At 41.3% G+C, this 15,840-nt stretch carries 14 protein-coding genes and 1 pseudogene; 7 read left to right on the forward strand and 8 right to left on the reverse strand.

Going from position 1 to position 15,840, the window contains the following annotated elements; all coding sequences use genetic code 11:
• The first annotated feature begins 148 nt into the window (after positions 1-148).
• Positions 149-1,702 (forward strand): fatty acid--CoA ligase family protein, encoded by a 1,554-nt coding sequence (locus NKR21_RS05270; RefSeq protein WP_144456126.1) that lies wholly within the window; start codon positions 149-151, stop codon positions 1,700-1,702.
• 80 nt (positions 1,703-1,782) lie between these two features.
• On the opposite strand, the gene NKR21_RS05275 is transcribed toward NKR21_RS05270, so the two are convergent.
• Positions 1,783-2,190 (reverse strand): YhfM domain-containing protein, encoded by a 408-nt coding sequence (locus NKR21_RS05275; RefSeq protein WP_144456124.1) that lies wholly within the window; start codon positions 2,188-2,190, stop codon positions 1,783-1,785.
• 177 nt (positions 2,191-2,367) lie between these two features.
• On the opposite strand from NKR21_RS05275, the gene NKR21_RS05280 reads away from it, so the two are divergent.
• Positions 2,368-3,648 (forward strand): M48 family metallopeptidase, encoded by a 1,281-nt coding sequence (locus NKR21_RS05280; RefSeq protein WP_144456122.1) that lies wholly within the window; start codon positions 2,368-2,370, stop codon positions 3,646-3,648.
• Between the two features lie 41 nt (positions 3,649-3,689).
• Here NKR21_RS05280 and NKR21_RS05285 read toward each other — a convergent pair whose 3' ends face one another.
• From NKR21_RS05285 to NKR21_RS05300, 5 genes and pseudogenes are all read right to left on the reverse strand, one after another.
• Positions 3,690-4,835, reverse strand: a complete 1,146-nt coding sequence (locus tag NKR21_RS05285) for a serine alkaline protease SapB (protein ID WP_012009474.1) — start codon at positions 4,833-4,835, stop codon at positions 3,690-3,692.
• A gap of 388 nt (positions 4,836-5,223) precedes the next feature.
• Positions 5,224-5,808, reverse strand: a complete 585-nt coding sequence (locus NKR21_RS05290; RefSeq protein ID WP_144456120.1) for a histidine phosphatase family protein — start codon at positions 5,806-5,808, stop codon at positions 5,224-5,226.
• A 61-nt stretch (positions 5,809-5,869) separates the two neighbouring features.
• Positions 5,870-6,481 carry a methyl-accepting chemotaxis protein gene (locus NKR21_RS21330; protein ID WP_404841273.1) on the reverse strand — a complete coding sequence of 204 codons (612 nt, stop codon included), beginning with the start codon at positions 6,479-6,481 and terminating at the stop codon, positions 5,870-5,872.
• 144 nt (positions 6,482-6,625) lie between these two features.
• Positions 6,626-7,165: pseudogene (locus tag NKR21_RS21335) on the reverse strand (protoglobin family protein); the annotation flags it as partial.
• A 91-nt stretch (positions 7,166-7,256) separates the two neighbouring features.
• Complete coding sequence (locus NKR21_RS05300) at positions 7,257-8,789, reverse strand: FAD-dependent oxidoreductase (RefSeq protein ID WP_144456118.1); 1,533 nt, start codon at positions 8,787-8,789, stop codon at positions 7,257-7,259.
• Between the two features lie 145 nt (positions 8,790-8,934).
• Here NKR21_RS05300 and NKR21_RS05305 point away from each other — a divergent pair, with 145 nt between their 5' ends.
• Positions 8,935-9,795 carry an SDR family oxidoreductase gene (locus NKR21_RS05305; protein ID WP_012009478.1) on the forward strand — a complete coding sequence of 287 codons (861 nt, stop codon included), beginning with the start codon at positions 8,935-8,937 and terminating at the stop codon, positions 9,793-9,795.
• Positions 9,796-9,857: 62 nt separating this feature from the next.
• Here the strand turns inward: NKR21_RS05305 and NKR21_RS05310 are convergent, their stop codons facing one another.
• Complete coding sequence (locus tag NKR21_RS05310; protein ID WP_003210924.1) at positions 9,858-10,088, reverse strand: IDEAL domain-containing protein; 231 nt, start codon at positions 10,086-10,088, stop codon at positions 9,858-9,860.
• A gap of 289 nt (positions 10,089-10,377) precedes the next feature.
• On the opposite strand from NKR21_RS05310, the gene NKR21_RS05315 reads away from it, so the two are divergent.
• The 3 genes from NKR21_RS05315 to NKR21_RS05325 all read left to right on the forward strand — a co-directional run bounded on the left by NKR21_RS05315 (position 10,378) and on the right by NKR21_RS05325 (position 13,017).
• Complete coding sequence (locus NKR21_RS05315; RefSeq protein WP_012009479.1) at positions 10,378-10,956, forward strand: competence protein ComK; 579 nt, start codon at positions 10,378-10,380, stop codon at positions 10,954-10,956.
• Positions 10,957-11,115: 159 nt separating this feature from the next.
• Positions 11,116-12,222, forward strand: a complete 1,107-nt coding sequence (locus NKR21_RS05320; protein WP_012009480.1) for a D-TA family PLP-dependent enzyme — start codon at positions 11,116-11,118, stop codon at positions 12,220-12,222.
• A 312-nt stretch (positions 12,223-12,534) separates the two neighbouring features.
• Positions 12,535-13,017: a hypothetical protein gene (locus NKR21_RS05325; protein ID WP_012009481.1), complete on the forward strand. Its 483-nt coding sequence runs from the start codon at positions 12,535-12,537 to the stop codon at positions 13,015-13,017.
• Between the two features lie 30 nt (positions 13,018-13,047).
• On the opposite strand, the gene pdxR is transcribed toward NKR21_RS05325, so the two are convergent.
• Complete coding sequence (gene pdxR / locus NKR21_RS05330) at positions 13,048-14,487, reverse strand: MocR-like pyridoxine biosynthesis transcription factor PdxR (protein WP_012009482.1); 1,440 nt, start codon at positions 14,485-14,487, stop codon at positions 13,048-13,050.
• Positions 14,488-14,631: 144 nt separating this feature from the next.
• On the opposite strand from pdxR, the gene NKR21_RS05335 reads away from it, so the two are divergent.
• Positions 14,632-15,801, forward strand: coding sequence for an MFS transporter (locus tag NKR21_RS05335; protein WP_119124655.1), 1,170 nt, complete (start codon positions 14,632-14,634; stop codon positions 15,799-15,801).
• The last annotated feature ends 39 nt before the right edge of the window (positions 15,802-15,840 follow it).

Here is a 15,840-nt window from a genome sequence, read left to right on the forward strand (position 1 = left end):
GCGGTGCTTTTTTTGATTGAAAGAAATGAAAGCGATTTACATTTGATCTTGTGAATTTTTTCGATTGTCTATTATAATAGAAAGGAGGAATGTTTGGCCATAAAATGAATGGTTATTCATTCATTGATGACATGTAAGGGGTGGGAGAATGGATTTGATCAAAAACCTAGAGCAGACGGCGATGACGAAGGGAGAAGATATCGCACTGATCTTTGAAGGAAATCAGATGACCTATCGAGAGCTCATGACAAGTATCGAGCGCTTTGCAGATGGCTTAGTGAGCGAAGGGTTTCAAGCTGGGGATCATCTTGCGCTTATTTTAGGAAATTCACCGCATTTTGTCATTTCTTTTTTTGGTGCCTTAAAGGCAGGGCTTGTCGTAGTACCAATCAATCCAACATACACGCCTAGTGAAATTGGGTATATGCTGATTACAGGTGATGTAAAAGGGATTGTTGCCCCTGCACAGCTACTGCCAGTGTACGAGCAGGTGTACGAACAACTTCCGTCTATTGAACGGGTGATTATTTGTGCAGAAAATGAATCTGCGTGCAGATCAAGTTTTAAGGAAGTAGCAGATCAACTTGTCTTCTTTGGAAAGCTTGTGTCTGGTCATGCGAAAGAGAACGTGCATCCATCTATTCATCAGGACGATACGGCAGTTATATTATTTACATCTGGCACGACAGGAAAACCAAAGGGTGCGATGCTGACTCATTTCAACCTGTATTCAAATGCTAGAGACGTTGCTGAGTATCTATCCATTGATGAAAAGGACAAGGTCATTGCTGCATTGCCGATGTTCCACGTATTTTGTTTAACGGTTTGTATGAATGCACCATTGATTCATGGCGCGACCATTTATGTTCTACCGCATTTCAGCCCATCAGAGCTTTTGCGTATGATGGAAAAAGAGAAACCAACGTTATTTGTTGGTGTTCCGACCATGTATAACTATTTGTACCGCCAGGAAGGGCATGAGGATGCGATGTCCTCTGTGAGGATTTGTATATCAGGCGGTGCCTCAATGCCTGTTGCTTTACTTCACGGTTTTGAGAAAAAATTTGGTGTCACGGTGCTGGAGGGCTACGGATTATCAGAAGCTTCTCCAGTAACTGCATTCAATCCTCTTGATGGAAAAAGAAAACCCGGTTCAGTCGGGACCGACATTATGAATGTGAAGAATAAGATTGTGAATGAACTAGGAGAAGAAGTCGGTCCAAATGAAGTCGGAGAGCTCATAGCAAAAGGACCCAACATTATGAAAGGCTATTATCAAATGCCAGAAGATACTGAAGCTGCACTAAGAGACGGGTGGCTGTACACTGGCGATTTAGCGAGAAGAGATGAAGAAGGATACATTTATATTGTCGATCGAAAAAAGGATATGATTCTTGTTGGCGGTTATAATGTGTATCCAAGAGAAGTAGAAGAAGTGCTTTATCAACATGAAGCTGTAGCAGAAGCTGTTGTCATCGGTGTGCCAGATCAGAACACCGGAGAGGCTGTCGTCTGTTACATTTCCCCTAAGAAACATGCTCACATCGATCAAGAAGACATCATCACACATTGTTCACGCTTTTTAGCGAAATATAAGCAGCCCCAAACGATCCATTTCATAGATGATATTCCAAAGAACACAACAGGTAAAATTTTAAGAAGAGCACTAAAGGAAAAGTATCAAGCAGAGAAAAGTAAATAAGAAAAGGGAGTCTCTTATGAAGAGGCTCCCTTAGTTTGTTGAGGTATATCACGCTGTTAAAAAGACAATGTGATAAAATTTCAACTCTTTTGAATGGCTTCTTTTAACTGTTTCTGAAAAGATTGAGTCTGTTTTTGATTCAGCTCATAATAAGTCCCATCTACTAAAAAAACAACCTGCGAACGGTTTGTCCAAATCTGAAAGGTGGTGCCGTTTGTTCGGCCGTACATCACCTTGGCGATAAAATCTGGTTCTTTTAGATTTTTCTTGAGATGATTGCTTGTTTGTTTGCCTTTATTTAATTCTTCTATTAAATCTTCTGCTGTGTCCTTATCGTCTATTTCATAAGAAATGGATTCTCTTTTAGATGAAAGGAGCAATTTTTCTGCTCGATTCTCATCAAAGATTTCGCCTGTCCGACTGAATACATAAAAGAAGGTAATAAGTAAAAGTCCAAAGATCACAATTCCTGCAAGGATTTTCTTCATTTCGATCCTCCAACACTCTATTTTATATGTAGCATCTCCGATTTTCGAGTAGCATAATCATTTTTTTCGAGAAAGCTTTTTCAGATAGGGCATGCTATGATGGAGCCACATGAGACAGGTTCTAAACAAAATACTGGATGATTAGAATAGAGAGAGGGATGGAAAGGAGGCTGACCTGTGCGAGTACGTAAATGGGTAGCTCTTGCAACGGTAGCATACATATTGTACGGTCTTTTTATTTATTCTTATTTGTTTCTATTTGGGGATGCATCGGTTCCTGACAGTGTAAAAGGAACAAGTGCAGATCCGCATACCTTTATGACAAGCCATGAGCTTGTCATCAGCGAGCATTTCTCGAACATACGTAACTTGCTGTTTTTCATGACAATTCCATTAGATTGGTATGTCTTTTTTCTTCTGCTCATTTCAGGGTTTTCACGAAAATTAGCAGACTGGAGCCTGACAGCAGCTCGCTTCACATTTTTAAGCAAACTTGTATATGTGTTTGTGCTGTCATTTTTGACAATGCTGATTTCATTTCCTATTAAATGGATTGGCTATCAGCTGTCTTTGCACTACGGAGTATCTGCTCAAAGTACGGCAAGCTGGTTGAAAGATCAAATTCTAGATTTCTGGATTCAATATCCGCTTCTTGCCCTATGTGCAATTGTATTCTTTTGGCTTATTCAAAAAAGAAGAAAACGCTGGTGGCTGTATGCTTGGTGTCTGACAGTCCCATTCACACTATTTCTCTTCTTTATACAGCCGGTCGTCATTGATCCGTTATATAATCATTTTTATCCACTAAAGGATCAAGCTCTTGAGAACAAGATCTTAACACTTGCAGACAAAGCTCATATCCCAGCGGATCATGTATATGAGGTCAATATGTCTGAAAAAACGAACACGATGAATGCTTATGTCACAGGGATTGGTGAGAATAAGCGTATTGTGTTATGGGATACAACACTGCAAAAGCTGAAAGATCGCGAAATTTTATTTATCATGGCACATGAAATGGGACATTACGTCATGAAGCATGTCTATATAGGATTAGCAGGATATCTAGTACTGTCGCTTGCGGGATTTTTTGCGATCGACCGTCTCTATTTTTATTTCTATCGTAAGGGAGCTGTTTTATTTCGGCTGAGGGAGCCTCGCGACATCGCTGCTCTTCCGCTTCTTCTCATGATTGTATCAGTGCTTTCATTTACAGCTTCACCTTTTACCAATGCAGTTTCAAGACATCAAGAACGTGCAGCTGATGAGTATGCGATAAACCTGACAAAAGACGGAGAGGCAGGGGTGACGTCTTTCCAAAAGCTTGCAAAATCAGGGCTGTCTCAGGTGAATCCGCCACTTTTAGTGAAGGTCTTCCGCTACGGACACCCAACGATGATGGAGAGAATCATGGAGATGGAAGCAGCGGAAAAAGGGGAAACGTCGAAGAAGCAATAAATAAAATCCGGCTGCATCAGCCGGATTTTTTTCGTTCTTGTTTAGTTAGAAGCCGCTTGAACGTTGATTAACCCTTTTCCGTAATAGAAGGAGTTACCAAGCGGTGTTGCTGTGTTTTCTAAGCGCTGGCGAACCTGAGTAGTTGATAGATTCGGGTACTTAGAAAGAATAAGCGCTGCTGCTCCTGCTACATGAGGAGACGCCATAGATGTTCCAGTATAAGATGTGTATCCACTGCTTGGTACTGTACTTAAAATAGAAGTACCAGGTGCAGAAACATCTAATTCAGGACCTGCGCTGGAAGACGAGTTTCTGACATTGCTGCTGTTCACATTAGCAACGGCAATGGTAGAATCATATTTTGCTGGATAGCCAACTGTACTTGTAGAACCAGTAGAACCTGAGTTACCTGCAGCCGCCACAACAACGACTCCGCGGTTATTCGCTGTATCAACGGCATTTTTAAGTGCTGTTGAACCGTTTGGTCCGCCTAAGCTCATGTTGATGACATCCATATTATTGGCTACTGCCCATTCAATACCGCTAATGATCCAGCTATATTGTCCGTCGCCATAGCGGTCTAATACTTTCACAGCATATAGAGAGGCACTTGGAGCGACCCCAAGAACACCAATTGTGTTATCAAGGGCAGCGATCGTTCCGGCTACGTGAGTTCCATGTGATTGAAAGTCTTGGGTGGCATTTGGCTCTGAAGGGACGAAGCTGGCACCGCCTGCAACATTTAAGTCAGGGTGTGCAGCGTGGATGCCAGTATCAAGGACAGCTACTTTGACATTAGCACCTTTATAACCTTGAGCGTGTACAGCTGGAGCTTTGATTTGAGGGATTCCATAAGGGACGGTTTGTGCATATGCTTCTGCTTTGTGGTCTTCTTCTACGTAAGCAATGCTAGGGTCATGTTCAAGTTTTTTCGCGGCTTGTTCTGACATCTTTACTTGTGCGGCATTAATGAGACGATATTGCTTTTCTAGTTTTCCACCATTTTGAGTGACGGCTTGTTTCTTAGAGCTGTTTGTGGTGGCGGAGGCTTTAAAGCCAACAATATAGCTCTTTTCACTATCTGACTTTGAGACCGTCTCGGCATTTGCCATGGAGCCTCCAAATCCTGCTGAAAACAGAAGAGGGACAGCCAATAAAACACTTGTCATCACATTTTTCTTTTTCACGCACAATCCACATCCCTTTTTTCTTATTTCAGAATAATCATCCGTAGTCTATAAGAATGAGACGTTTGATTATTCTGTATATTCAGTTTAAGGGAAGTAGGCAAATAAGAGTAGACCTGAATTTTTGTGAAAGTCCTAGCGAAAATTGGGGAATTAAGTCACTTGGAAATAGTGGTAAAATATGTTTATTCTACTGTTTCAGCGATTATCTATTAAAAAGGAAGTATGCTATTTTTCTTATGATCCATTATCGGAGAAATATTCGATACCCGAAAAGCCTTAAAATAGGTAGAAACGTCTAGCAGCTATTTCGAATTTCGATATAAAAAAATATTATTTTATCATTGTTTTTGCCATTTAAAAAGAACCTGTTTCTATAACAGGTTCTTTAAGAAGGGGAGGATTGAGTTAAATGGCTGACCACATTGTAATCAAGCACCTTCCATTTACCATCTTTCCATTCCACATAATTTAAGCAAGCATTGACGAGTCTCGTGTTCTCAAGACACAAATGTTCATCAGCTAAGGTGGTGAGCAAAGCATGGATGGCAGCGCCGTGTGCTACGATCAGGACTTGTTGATTTGGATAGGCTGCTCTGACTTTTTCAATGCCTTCTAAAATTCGATCTTGAATCGTCTCAAGCGGCTCCATATTTGGATACTGTTTATTTGGAAACAGCTTTTGACGCTCCTCAAATGACATGCCTTCAGCATCGCCATAATCACGCTCAATGAAATCATCCATGAGGACAAGAGGCGCATCTACATGTTTTAAAATCAAGTGTGCTGTTTCTTTTGCCCTTGTAAGTGGACTGGAAATGACAACATCCCAATGGGCATCTTTTAAATAAAGGCCCGTTTGTTCAGCCTGCCATTTACCAGTATCATTTAAAGGGATATCTGTTCGTCCTTGAATTCGTTTCGCTGCATTCCAATCTGTTTCTCCGTGTCTGACTAGGCAAATTGTTGTCAATCAAATCCCGCCTTTTCTCTCTTTTCTTCTATTATACTAAAGCAGAAGAAAAAAGACTGGATTAGCGATTTGTGAGATTTGTTAAGGATTCGACTGAGCTGGCAACTTGGGAGACCGTTTGTTTGACTTCCTTCAATTCGTTCAGGAAGGTTTGAAGGTCTATTTCAATTTTTCCATTTTGATTTTTGCTTAAGTTCATGCTGCTGACGATATCATCGAAGAGTGAATTGATTTGGGTCATTTTTTCTTTACTATCTGTCACGAGTAAATTCACGTCCCCAATGTGCTGAGACACAATGGAGATTTGGGAATTGGTATTGTTGACGAGTTCAGACACGGTTGAAACCGTTTTCTTTGTGTCCTCTGATAATTTACGAACCTCATTTGCGACGACAGCAAAGCCTTTTCCGTGTTCACCTGCTCGTGCAGATTCGATTGACGCGTTTAAAGATAATAAATTCGTCTGTTCTGCAATGCCTGTGACAATCCCAAAGATTTGTTCAATCTGTTTGGCGATTTCTTCTAAACGCTTAATTTCTGTTTCAATCTTTGTCATGCTGCCATCAATTTGGTTCATTTGAGTTTGTTGAATCTCTAATTCTTTTTTACCACCGATCGATTTTTCCTCGACTTGTGCTGAAATTTGTGTGCCAGCTTGCGACATATCTGCCATTTCATCAGATTTTGATACAAGCTTGTCCACAGCATTTGTTGTGTTTGAGAAGAGCGAAGCAAGCGAGTTTGATGTTTCTGTGATTTTTGTATGAAGCTCCTGTTGCTGCAGTTCTGCTTCATCACGAATTTTAGAATATTCATTTTGGAATGTATCCAAAACAAGCTGCTGCTCTAAATTTAAAATTTTCGTCGTCGCTTTCACTGCTGTCTGATATTCTTTGAAATCTTGGATATGCTGAGCAAATAAGTCCATAATCGATAGCAGAAGATCCTGGAATGCGGCCATATACCACTTAGGCTGGAGGCCAATCCGCAGATGAACTTGTGCAATTTTAATTCGTTTTGCCACATAGGCTTCATCAACCACACCTGCAAACATTTCACTAATATGGATGCGAAGTGTTTTTTTCAGACGCTCGACAGAACTATTATCTTGAATGATATGCATCAAAGAAGACTCGACTTCTAAATTTTTATAAAATTTATCAACGATATGTGCAATATCTTCCTGAACAATTGAATTGAGCTGATTTAGAATCAATAAGTCATTCTGCGTCAGGTCAATCATTTTGATTTGTTTCGCGATATCCGTATTGTCAGAAAAATTGATACGTTTTATTCCATCATCCTGCTTAGTGAAAAAAGCAGTGTTTTTTCTTTTCGTCTCTTTTTTAAATAACAATGTTTTTGTCCCCCCATAATCATCACAAATTATCAGACTTTATATTATTTATCGGATAATATTGGATTTTTTAAAGGGAATCAGTAAAATTTTACTGTTCTTTATAAGACCTTTTTAGTGGTTTCTTTGCTGGACCTTCTACTACTTCTCCAGTAATCGAGAACCGTGAACCGTGACAAGGACAATCCCAAGTGCGGTCACTATTATTCCATGCGACTTCACAGCCTAGGTGAGTACACGTTGTATCAACAAGAAAGATGTTCCCGTCCTCTGATTTAAAGGCGCCACATTTTTTATGTTCATAAGAAACAATGCCGCCTTCTCCTGGCTTTAAATCATCAATGGTTTGATCGGTTCGTTTTAATTTACCACTGATGAGATTGGCAGCGACATTGCTGTTTTCTTTAACGAAATCTTTGACGAAAGAATCAGAAACAGGTCTTGATGGCGTGAAAATGGATTCGTATGGATTCGATTTTCCTTCAATCAAATCCCCGATAAGAGTAGCTGCGACATGGCTTGTCGTCATGCCCCATTTTCTAAAACCGGTCGCAACAAAGATATTTTGATGGTGTTTGGTTAGGCGGCCAATGTAAGGGATTTGATCCATTGTGACCATATCGTGTGTCGACCAGCGATACAGCACCTCTTCAATTCCAAGGGTAGCTTCTCCAAAACATTCTAATCCTTCATAGTGAGCAGATTCATCCCCACCTTGTCCAGTTTTATGACCTTCTCCTCCGATGAGCACCACTTCCTCACCATGCCATTCTGCCGTTCTTAAAGATTGAGCAGGCTGATCGATCCCTAAGTACATTCCGTCTGGGAGTGGTTTTGTTGTTTTGGCTGCTACTACATACGATTGCTCTGGGTGAATACGCGTGAAATAAAGTCCTTTTCCATCATAAAAAGGAAAGTGTGAACAGGAGATGATATAGCGGCCTGTCAGATGATGGCCGTCTTTTGTGATGACAGCAGGGCGGTTTCCTTCTTTCACGTCAACAGCAGTCGTCTGTTCATAAATACGTACACCTCGCTCTACAAGCTGGTCAATGAGTGCATTGAGGTAATGAAGGGGATGGAACTGTGCCTGCTGCGTCATTGCTAGGGCAGCCTTGATGTCAGCAGCAAAAGGAAGGGCTGTTTTCCATTCCCGATCAATCCCAAGCTGTTTGTAGGCATCTAATTCCTTTTTTAATTTTTTGACACCACTTTCTTCCTTTGTATAGAGGTATGCATCTTTGACTTCTAGCTGACAATCAATGTCGTACTTTTTGACGCGAGCTTGAATCAGCTCTTTTGCATTCTCATTCGCTTCTACATACAACCGGGCTTTGGGCATACCAATTTGCTGGATCAGCTCATGGTAGTACACATCGTGCTGTGAGGTAATCTTAGCTGTCGTATGTCCAGTCGTACCTTGTAGCAGTTGATCAGCATCAATGATGATGACATCCAGCCCGCGTTCTGTCATTTCAAACGCGGTAGCGATACCGGTAATACCGCCGCCAACAATGATGACATCTGCTGTGAGATCCTCATGAACAGCAGGAAAAGAATGCTTTTGACTATCCGCTATCCATAACGATTTTGCCTGTTCCAATCCTTTATGTTCTTGTTCCATATTGTCGCCTCCAGTTAGTCACTTGTTGTGTATAATTTTTCCACAATGAAGAAAATCATACATTCGAAAGGAAACTAGTTCGACATACATAAAAAAATAGCCAACACATAAAAATAAACAAGATAAAAGGAAGGAGTGATCAGACGTGTCAACAAAGCAGCCGAAGAAAACATTGCCGCCTCAGCATCAAAGTGAGCGTCCAGGTCTTGAATATAAAATGAATCCAAGGCCTGTTTTTGATCGAGAGATGCCGGATAAAAAGTTAGCAGGAAAAACAGCCATAGTGACAGGTGGAGACAGCGGGATTGGAAGAGCGGTGTCGGTTTTATTTGCGAAGGAAGGCGCCAATGTCGCCATTGTTTACTTGAGTGAGCACCGTGATGCAGAGGAAACGAAGGACTATATTGAAAGGGCGGGAGGTCAAGTCATTTTAATATCAGGTGATTTAGGAGATGAGGCATTTTCGAATGAGGTTGTCAAAAAAACAAAAGATGCTTTCGGTTCCATTGATATTTTGGTGAACAATGCCGGGGAACAGCATCCGCAAAAAGGCATTGAACAGATTACCTCACATCAGCTTCTTCGAACATTTCAAACGAATATTTTTGCCATGTTTTATTTAACAAAAGCGGTACTTCCTCATTTGAAGAAAGGAAGTAGTATCATTAATACCGCATCTGTCACAGCCTATAAAGGGCATGAAACCTTGATCGACTATTCATCTACAAAAGGGGCAGTCGTGACATTTACGAGATCATTATCTTTATCGCTCATTAAACAGGGAATCAGAGTAAATGGGGTAGCACCAGGCCCCATTTGGACACCGCTTATTCCGTCGACCTTTACGGAAAAGGAAGTCTCTGAATTTGGCGGAGATGTTCCAATGGAGCGTCCTGGTGAGCCAGTAGAGCTTGCGCCGAGTTATTTATTTTTAGCGAGCGAAGACTCCTCTTATATAAATGGACAAATGCTTCATGTAAATGGCGGAACCATTTTAAATGGATAAACAAAAAACTTGCGGTAAAGAGACGAGTTGCTGTCTCTTTGCCGCAAGTAAAATCATCATGATTAATGTAAGCAGTGTTCTGCATATTGAGCTGACAGGTCGTTGAATCGCTTCTCATCACGCTGATCCAGTGCCTTATCAATCTCTTCTCTAAGGAAGGTTAAGCGCTGTTTATAAAGCGCCTCATCTAAAACCATTTGAATATAGATGTCTAAAATCGTCACGCCGTTTTCTTCGGTTTTTTGGGTGTTGCGGGACTTCATGAGCTCAGCATACGTTTTTTTCTCTTTCATAAAGAATCCCCCCGATGCCTTTTTTATAGTATATGGATTGGTGAAGAAAAAATCAACAAGAATTTATAATTTTTAGACAATTTATTTTTGAGCGAAATCGACACCTCTTGTCCAATCGACACAATGTGATATATCTTTAAAAAAGGCTTTTCGATAGATCGAATGGACTAAATAATACGATAAAAAAATGATTTTTAATAAATTTTGAAAAAATCCTGTCGTTTCTTATATGTTGGTGATAGATTAATAGTATCTAAAATAACCAAAAATTAACACAGGAGGAAATGAAGTGTCAGGAATTAGTGAAACACCTTTAGATTCATACGTCATTAATCAAGCAACAATGGCGGTCCTTCCGGTTGAAGAAGGAAAAAGAGTATATTCAAAAGTCATAGAAAGAGAGACAAGCTTTTATGTTGAATTAAAACCTCTGCAAATTATTGAACGCAGCTGCCGATTCTTCGGCTCAAGCTATGCAGGCAGAAAAGCGGGAACATATGAAGTAACAGGTATTTCTCACAAGCCTCCCATTGTGATTGACTCATCCAATCATCTGTATTTCTTCCCAACTTATTCATCCAATCGTCCTCAGTGCGGCTGGATCTCCCACAAATACATTCATACCTTCCAGGAATCATCCCTCGGAGACACGGTGGTCATCTTTACAAATGAGCAAACCGTCAAACTTGATGTCTCATATAAATCATTTGAGAGTCAGGTGCACAGAACAGCGTATCTCCGAACAAAATTTCAAGATCGTCTTGATGGTGGTCTTCCTAAAAAACAAGAATTTATGCTGTATCCAAAGGAACAACAGCTCAACCTTGTATACGATTTTATATTAAGGGAGCTACGGAACAGATATTAATTAAAACCAGCGGCTGTACTGCCGCTGGACTCCTTATGTTTCGCATATCGCCTTCCTTTCTCGAAGAAAAAAAGATTGATAATTGTATAATAAATTATATAATTTAAATATAATGTATAAAATTTTATATAATGAATGGCAGAGAAGGGGGATTTGATGATGACTTATGATGAACTAGATACACCGGCACTATTAATTGATAAACAGGTGATGATGGAGAATCTAATTGCTATGCAGCAATATGCGGACCGTCAGCAAGTCAAACTGCGTCCTCATACGAAAACACATAAGACACCTGGTCTTGCGAAAATGCAGGAAGAGATGGGCGCATCTGGCTTAACCGTAGCGAAAGTAGGGGAAGCGGAAGTAATGGCAGCTCATGGGCTGACAGATATCTTTATTGCCAATCAAATTGTAGGTGAGACAAAGCTGAAGCGAATTCGAAAGCTGGCAGAGTCGATACACATTTCATTTGGAATAGATTGTGTAGAGCATGTGCATCAAATTGAAGATGTCTTTCGTGGAGCAGAGAAAAAAGCAGAGGTTTTAATTGAGATAGAGGTTGGAGAAGAGAGGTCTGGTGTCATTGAAGAGAGTGATTTCCGTCAAATTTTGCAGGCGATAAAGACATGTGATTTCGTTCATTTAAAAGGGATTTTTTCTCATGATGGTCACACATATAAGGCAGAAAGTAAAGCGCATTGTCAGACATTATATGAAGACGCTGTGAATCGAACGCTTCAATTTGCACAGATTGCAACAGAAGCAGGCATGATGCTAGACGTAGTGAGCATAGGATCAACACCGCCGTTTTTATTTCAATTTGATATTCCAAAGGGAGTGACCGAAATTCGCCCTGGCACTTACATCTTCATGGATGCCTCTCAGTCCAATGTGATCGGCACTTTTTCACATTGCGCAGCAACAGTGCTGACGACAGTAATTAGTAAGCCAACAAAGACTCGTGTCATTACAGATGTTGGAGCCAAAGGGCTCACGGCTCAAACCCGTACAAAAGGGCTGACACAAACAAAAGGACTAGGCAAGGTAAAAGACTATGAAGATGTATTTGTTTCCAGTGTATTTGATGAGCATGCCATCATTTATCACGAAGGTTTCCGTCAGGCTGTCCAGATCGGTGAGAAGGTTCAAATCATTCCAAATCATATTTGCCCCGCTGTCAATCTTCATGAAAAAGCTTATCTCATCCAAGATGATGAAGTAGTTGAAGAGCTTGATATTGCTTGTAAAGGTAAACTTCAATAAACCAACAGGACAAGGCGACTTTGTTTGGTATCATCATGATGATACGAAAACATTCACCATGACATGAATTTGTTGAAACCAAATCCATATATCCAGTCGTCTAAAGAGTGTATCGGTAGACTTGCCCTCCAAATGACAGGGAAATGTGGATCCTTAGACGTATTTTCAAGCAATTCCTCATAAATCACAGAAGTGACACGAGCCGTCTGTTACAATAAAAGAAATCATTTCTTGCAAAGTGTTCGTATGTGGTAAAGGATCCTCCTATTTTGACCGATATGAACGAATGGGAATAAGAAATGGAGGCTCTGTATGAAAAAACAATCGCAATTGCTGCTACTATTCACCTTGATAGTGACCTTACTAGCAGCCTGTCAGCAAGCAGGTCAATCGCCTTCAAAACAAGACACTAAAGAAGCTGAGTATGAACAATGGGTTCAGCGTTATATGGATGAGTTAAATGAAGCTTATGAGAACATGACAGACCAATTTATTTCAGATGGACAGGGAAAGATCCAAGCAAATAAAAAACTGCAAAAGGCGACGAAAGCCTTTGATCGTGTGATTCAAAAGGGGCTTACTCATCAAGAAGTTCCAGCCGCTTATCAAAAGGCAGATAAACAATTAAAGACAGGTCTTCATTCATTTGAAAAAGGAATTAGTCAGGTGGAGCAGCTATTAAAGCGTCCAGATCAAGAAAAGCTGTTTATTTCCGCTACACATCATCTGCAAGATGGATTGCAGAGGACAGCTGCATTCATTGAAGAAGTAGGCCGCATTCAGCAATCAACGTAAAAAAGCTTGGAAGGCGGACTTCCAAGCTTTTTACATATAAAGTATTTGCTTTAAGCGGCGCACACCTTCTTGGATCATGTCTTCATCCGTACAGGCGAAGCCTAGTAGTAATCCTTTTCGATTGCTCTCAAAACAATAAGGACTTAATGGATAAATGCCAATACCTGCTGCTTTTGCTGCCTCAATACTGCCTTTTTCGTCAAAGTCTGGTGCACCTTCTAAAAAGACATGAAGACCTGTATCTGTTCCATAAATATGAAAGTGCTTGTCAAATTGATGTGTTAAAAGGGCATCCATCATGGTAGCCTGTCTTTTTTTATATAGCTGTCTCATTCGCCTGACATATCGCGTGAATTCTCCTTCTCTGAAAAAAGAGGCGAGTGTGATCTGTTCCATAATGGGCAGCTGTCTTTGAATGAGTGATTGCAAGGAAGCGATTTCTTTTATGACGGCTTTGGAGCCGATAATGGCGGCAAGGCGGATGCCTGGTGCCAGCACTTTGGAGAAGCTTAAGATATAAATCACATGGCCTGTTGCTTCTGAAAATAAGGAAGGAAGCGGTCCGCCATGATAACGATAATCTCCATCAAAATCATCCTCTAGTATATAAGACTGATGACTGACAGCAAATTTTAGCAGCTGCTGCCTTCTGCTCACGCTCATACATACACCGGTTGGACGCTGATGGGAGGGCGTCACCGCAATCAGCTTTGTTCTTCGTGGTAATGTATCCACCATAATCCCTTCTTCATCGACGGGCGCGGGATAAATGTTCATTTCACGATGCATAAATGAAAGTCTTGCTCCAGGAAAGCCTGGATCTTCAACAGCTACTGTATCGCCTTTTTTAAGCAATACCTGTGAAATCAAATCAATGGCTTGCTGCGTACCTCCTGTTAACACGATTTGATCCTCTTCTACATCGATGCCGCGTTCTACAGATAAGTATTGGCGTATTTCTGAACGTACTTCCCATAAACCATGCGGGGAGGAATAGCCCCAATCTTTCATCTCTAATTGCTGTAAAGCTTTCATGAGCGAGCGTTTCCATATGTTTTGGAAATGTTCGTCGATGGCTGGTTCCTGATGACGAAAATCAATATCAAGCTTCTCATGAAATTGATTGGCCGACAGCCAGTGGTCCATTTGTTTCTCCGCCTCTTGAAAGTGTGGTCTTACCGGAAGAGGAAAAGGAGGCTCACCTTGATGGGGAGCGGAGGCCGCATAGTGGTCACTCGAAATGACCCTCGTACCGCCTCTTCTAGATGTGCTGACATATCCTCTTGCAAGCAGTTCATCATAAGCAAGCTGTATTGTGGATCTTGATACATTGAGCTCCTGTGCTAATACGCGTGTCGGTGTTAACTGATCATGAGGATTCAGTTTTTTGGAATGAATTTGTTGAATGATCCCAGTCACGATTTGCTGCCAAAGCGGGGTCGTACTTGAGCGATCTAAATAAATATACATCAGACACCTTCTCTCATTGTCACATATAACATGATAATGACACGGAAATATGGAGTGGTCAATAGCATCATTTTTGGATGTAGGAAGTAAGCCAAAAGGTGTGTACACTGTTCTCATATGCTTATGACTAGAGGAGAGAGTGAAATGATTCCTGCATCTAAAGAAGAAACCGAACACCTATCCATCATTCCATTTATATTCGTTTTATTTGGTCTTTTTATGATTACAACCGCAGTGAATCTGCAGGTGCCCCTTTATACGTTGTATGCCGAACAAGCAGGGTACGGAAAAGCGGCGACAGCCCTTGTATTTGCTGCATATGTCTTCGGACTGATTCCAGTCTTGCTTTTTCTTGGCGGAATATCTGACCGGGCTGGACGCAAACCGGTTTTATTGGTCGCACTTGGTTTTTCGTTGTGTGCTACCTTATTGATGATCGTACATCCTACCATTCAGATGCTCTTTTTGGCGCGGCTGCTGCAAGGGGTGGGGCTTGGCCTGAGTGTTGGCACATGCACCGCTTATTTGATTGCTTTATATCCAGAAAAATCAAGCTGGATTCCAACTTTTATTGCGCTATGCAGTTCGGTTGGCTTTGGGGGCGGTGCTCTTTTTACAGCACTTCTTTCTTTTGAGCATGTGTCGCTTGCGCCGCTTAGCTATTGGATTGTGCTGGGCTTTTTAATCCTAACGATCGTGGGTGTCTTCTTTTTCGTTCCGCCTGTACAAGGAGATACAGGTAAACCGATGATGAATATGCCAACATTTCCAAAAGGAACCATGCCAGCGAATGCAGCGATTGCTGTCGCGTGGTCGGTGTGCGGTCTTGTGATTTCAGTTTTGCCAGCACAGCTTAAATTGAATGGATATGAATTATGGGTAGGGCCGGCGCTATTTTTGATTAATATGGCAGGAGTCCTGATGCAGCCTTTTGTTCGCAAAATGAATAGTACAGCTGCCCTCCTTACCGGGTTTATCTGTCTTCCATGCGGATACGGCCTCTTGCTATTTGGAGCAAATAGCGGGTCCATCTTTCTTGTGCTTGCCGGAACGATGATTGCGGGTACTGCCTGCTATGGATTCACTTATTTAGGTGGTCTGCAGCTTATTGTCGAGCGGGGTAAAAAGGAGGCAGCTAGAGCTGTCGCAGGTTTTTATTTGTTTGCCTACTTAGGTCTGGGACTTCCAAGTGTTTTCGTCGGGCTTTTCGCTGATCTGTACGGAACCCAGATGGTGTTAACCGTCTTTTTCTTGGTCGTTTTGGCAGCTTGTCTCATCCTTTTGACGTCAAGTGTCAGACAGAAACAAAAGTGAAGAAGTCTTGCTTTCTCTTTTTTCTTCCATTCGTTTAAA

The sequence above is a fragment of the Bacillus sp. 1735sda2 genome, from assembly GCF_024159245.1.
Taxonomy (GTDB): Bacteria; Bacillota; Bacilli; order Bacillales; family Bacillaceae; genus Bacillus; species Bacillus pumilus_O.

Coding starts and splice junctions, on each gene's coding strand:
- NKR21_RS21330 (WP_404841273.1), bottom strand. CDS start 6,481: ATGGCAGATATGTCGCAAGCTGGCACACAAATTTCAGCACAAGTCGAG.
- NKR21_RS05310 (WP_003210924.1), bottom strand. CDS start 10,088: ATGAAAGAGAAAAAAACGTATGCTGAGCTCATGAAGTCCCGCAACACC.
- NKR21_RS05300 (WP_144456118.1), bottom strand. CDS start 8,789: ATGGAACAAGAACATAAAGGATTGGAACAGGCAAAATCGTTATGGATA.
- NKR21_RS05275 (WP_144456124.1), bottom strand. CDS start 2,190: ATGAAGAAAATCCTTGCAGGAATTGTGATCTTTGGACTTTTACTTATT.
- NKR21_RS05270 (WP_144456126.1), top strand. CDS start 149: ATGGATTTGATCAAAAACCTAGAGCAGACGGCGATGACGAAGGGAGAA.
- NKR21_RS05320 (WP_012009480.1), top strand. CDS start 11,116: ATGACTTATGATGAACTAGATACACCGGCACTATTAATTGATAAACAG.
- pdxR (WP_012009482.1), bottom strand. CDS start 14,487: ATGTATATTTATTTAGATCGCTCAAGTACGACCCCGCTTTGGCAGCAA.
- NKR21_RS05335 (WP_119124655.1), top strand. CDS start 14,632: ATGATTCCTGCATCTAAAGAAGAAACCGAACACCTATCCATCATTCCA.
- NKR21_RS05325 (WP_012009481.1), top strand. CDS start 12,535: ATGAAAAAACAATCGCAATTGCTGCTACTATTCACCTTGATAGTGACC.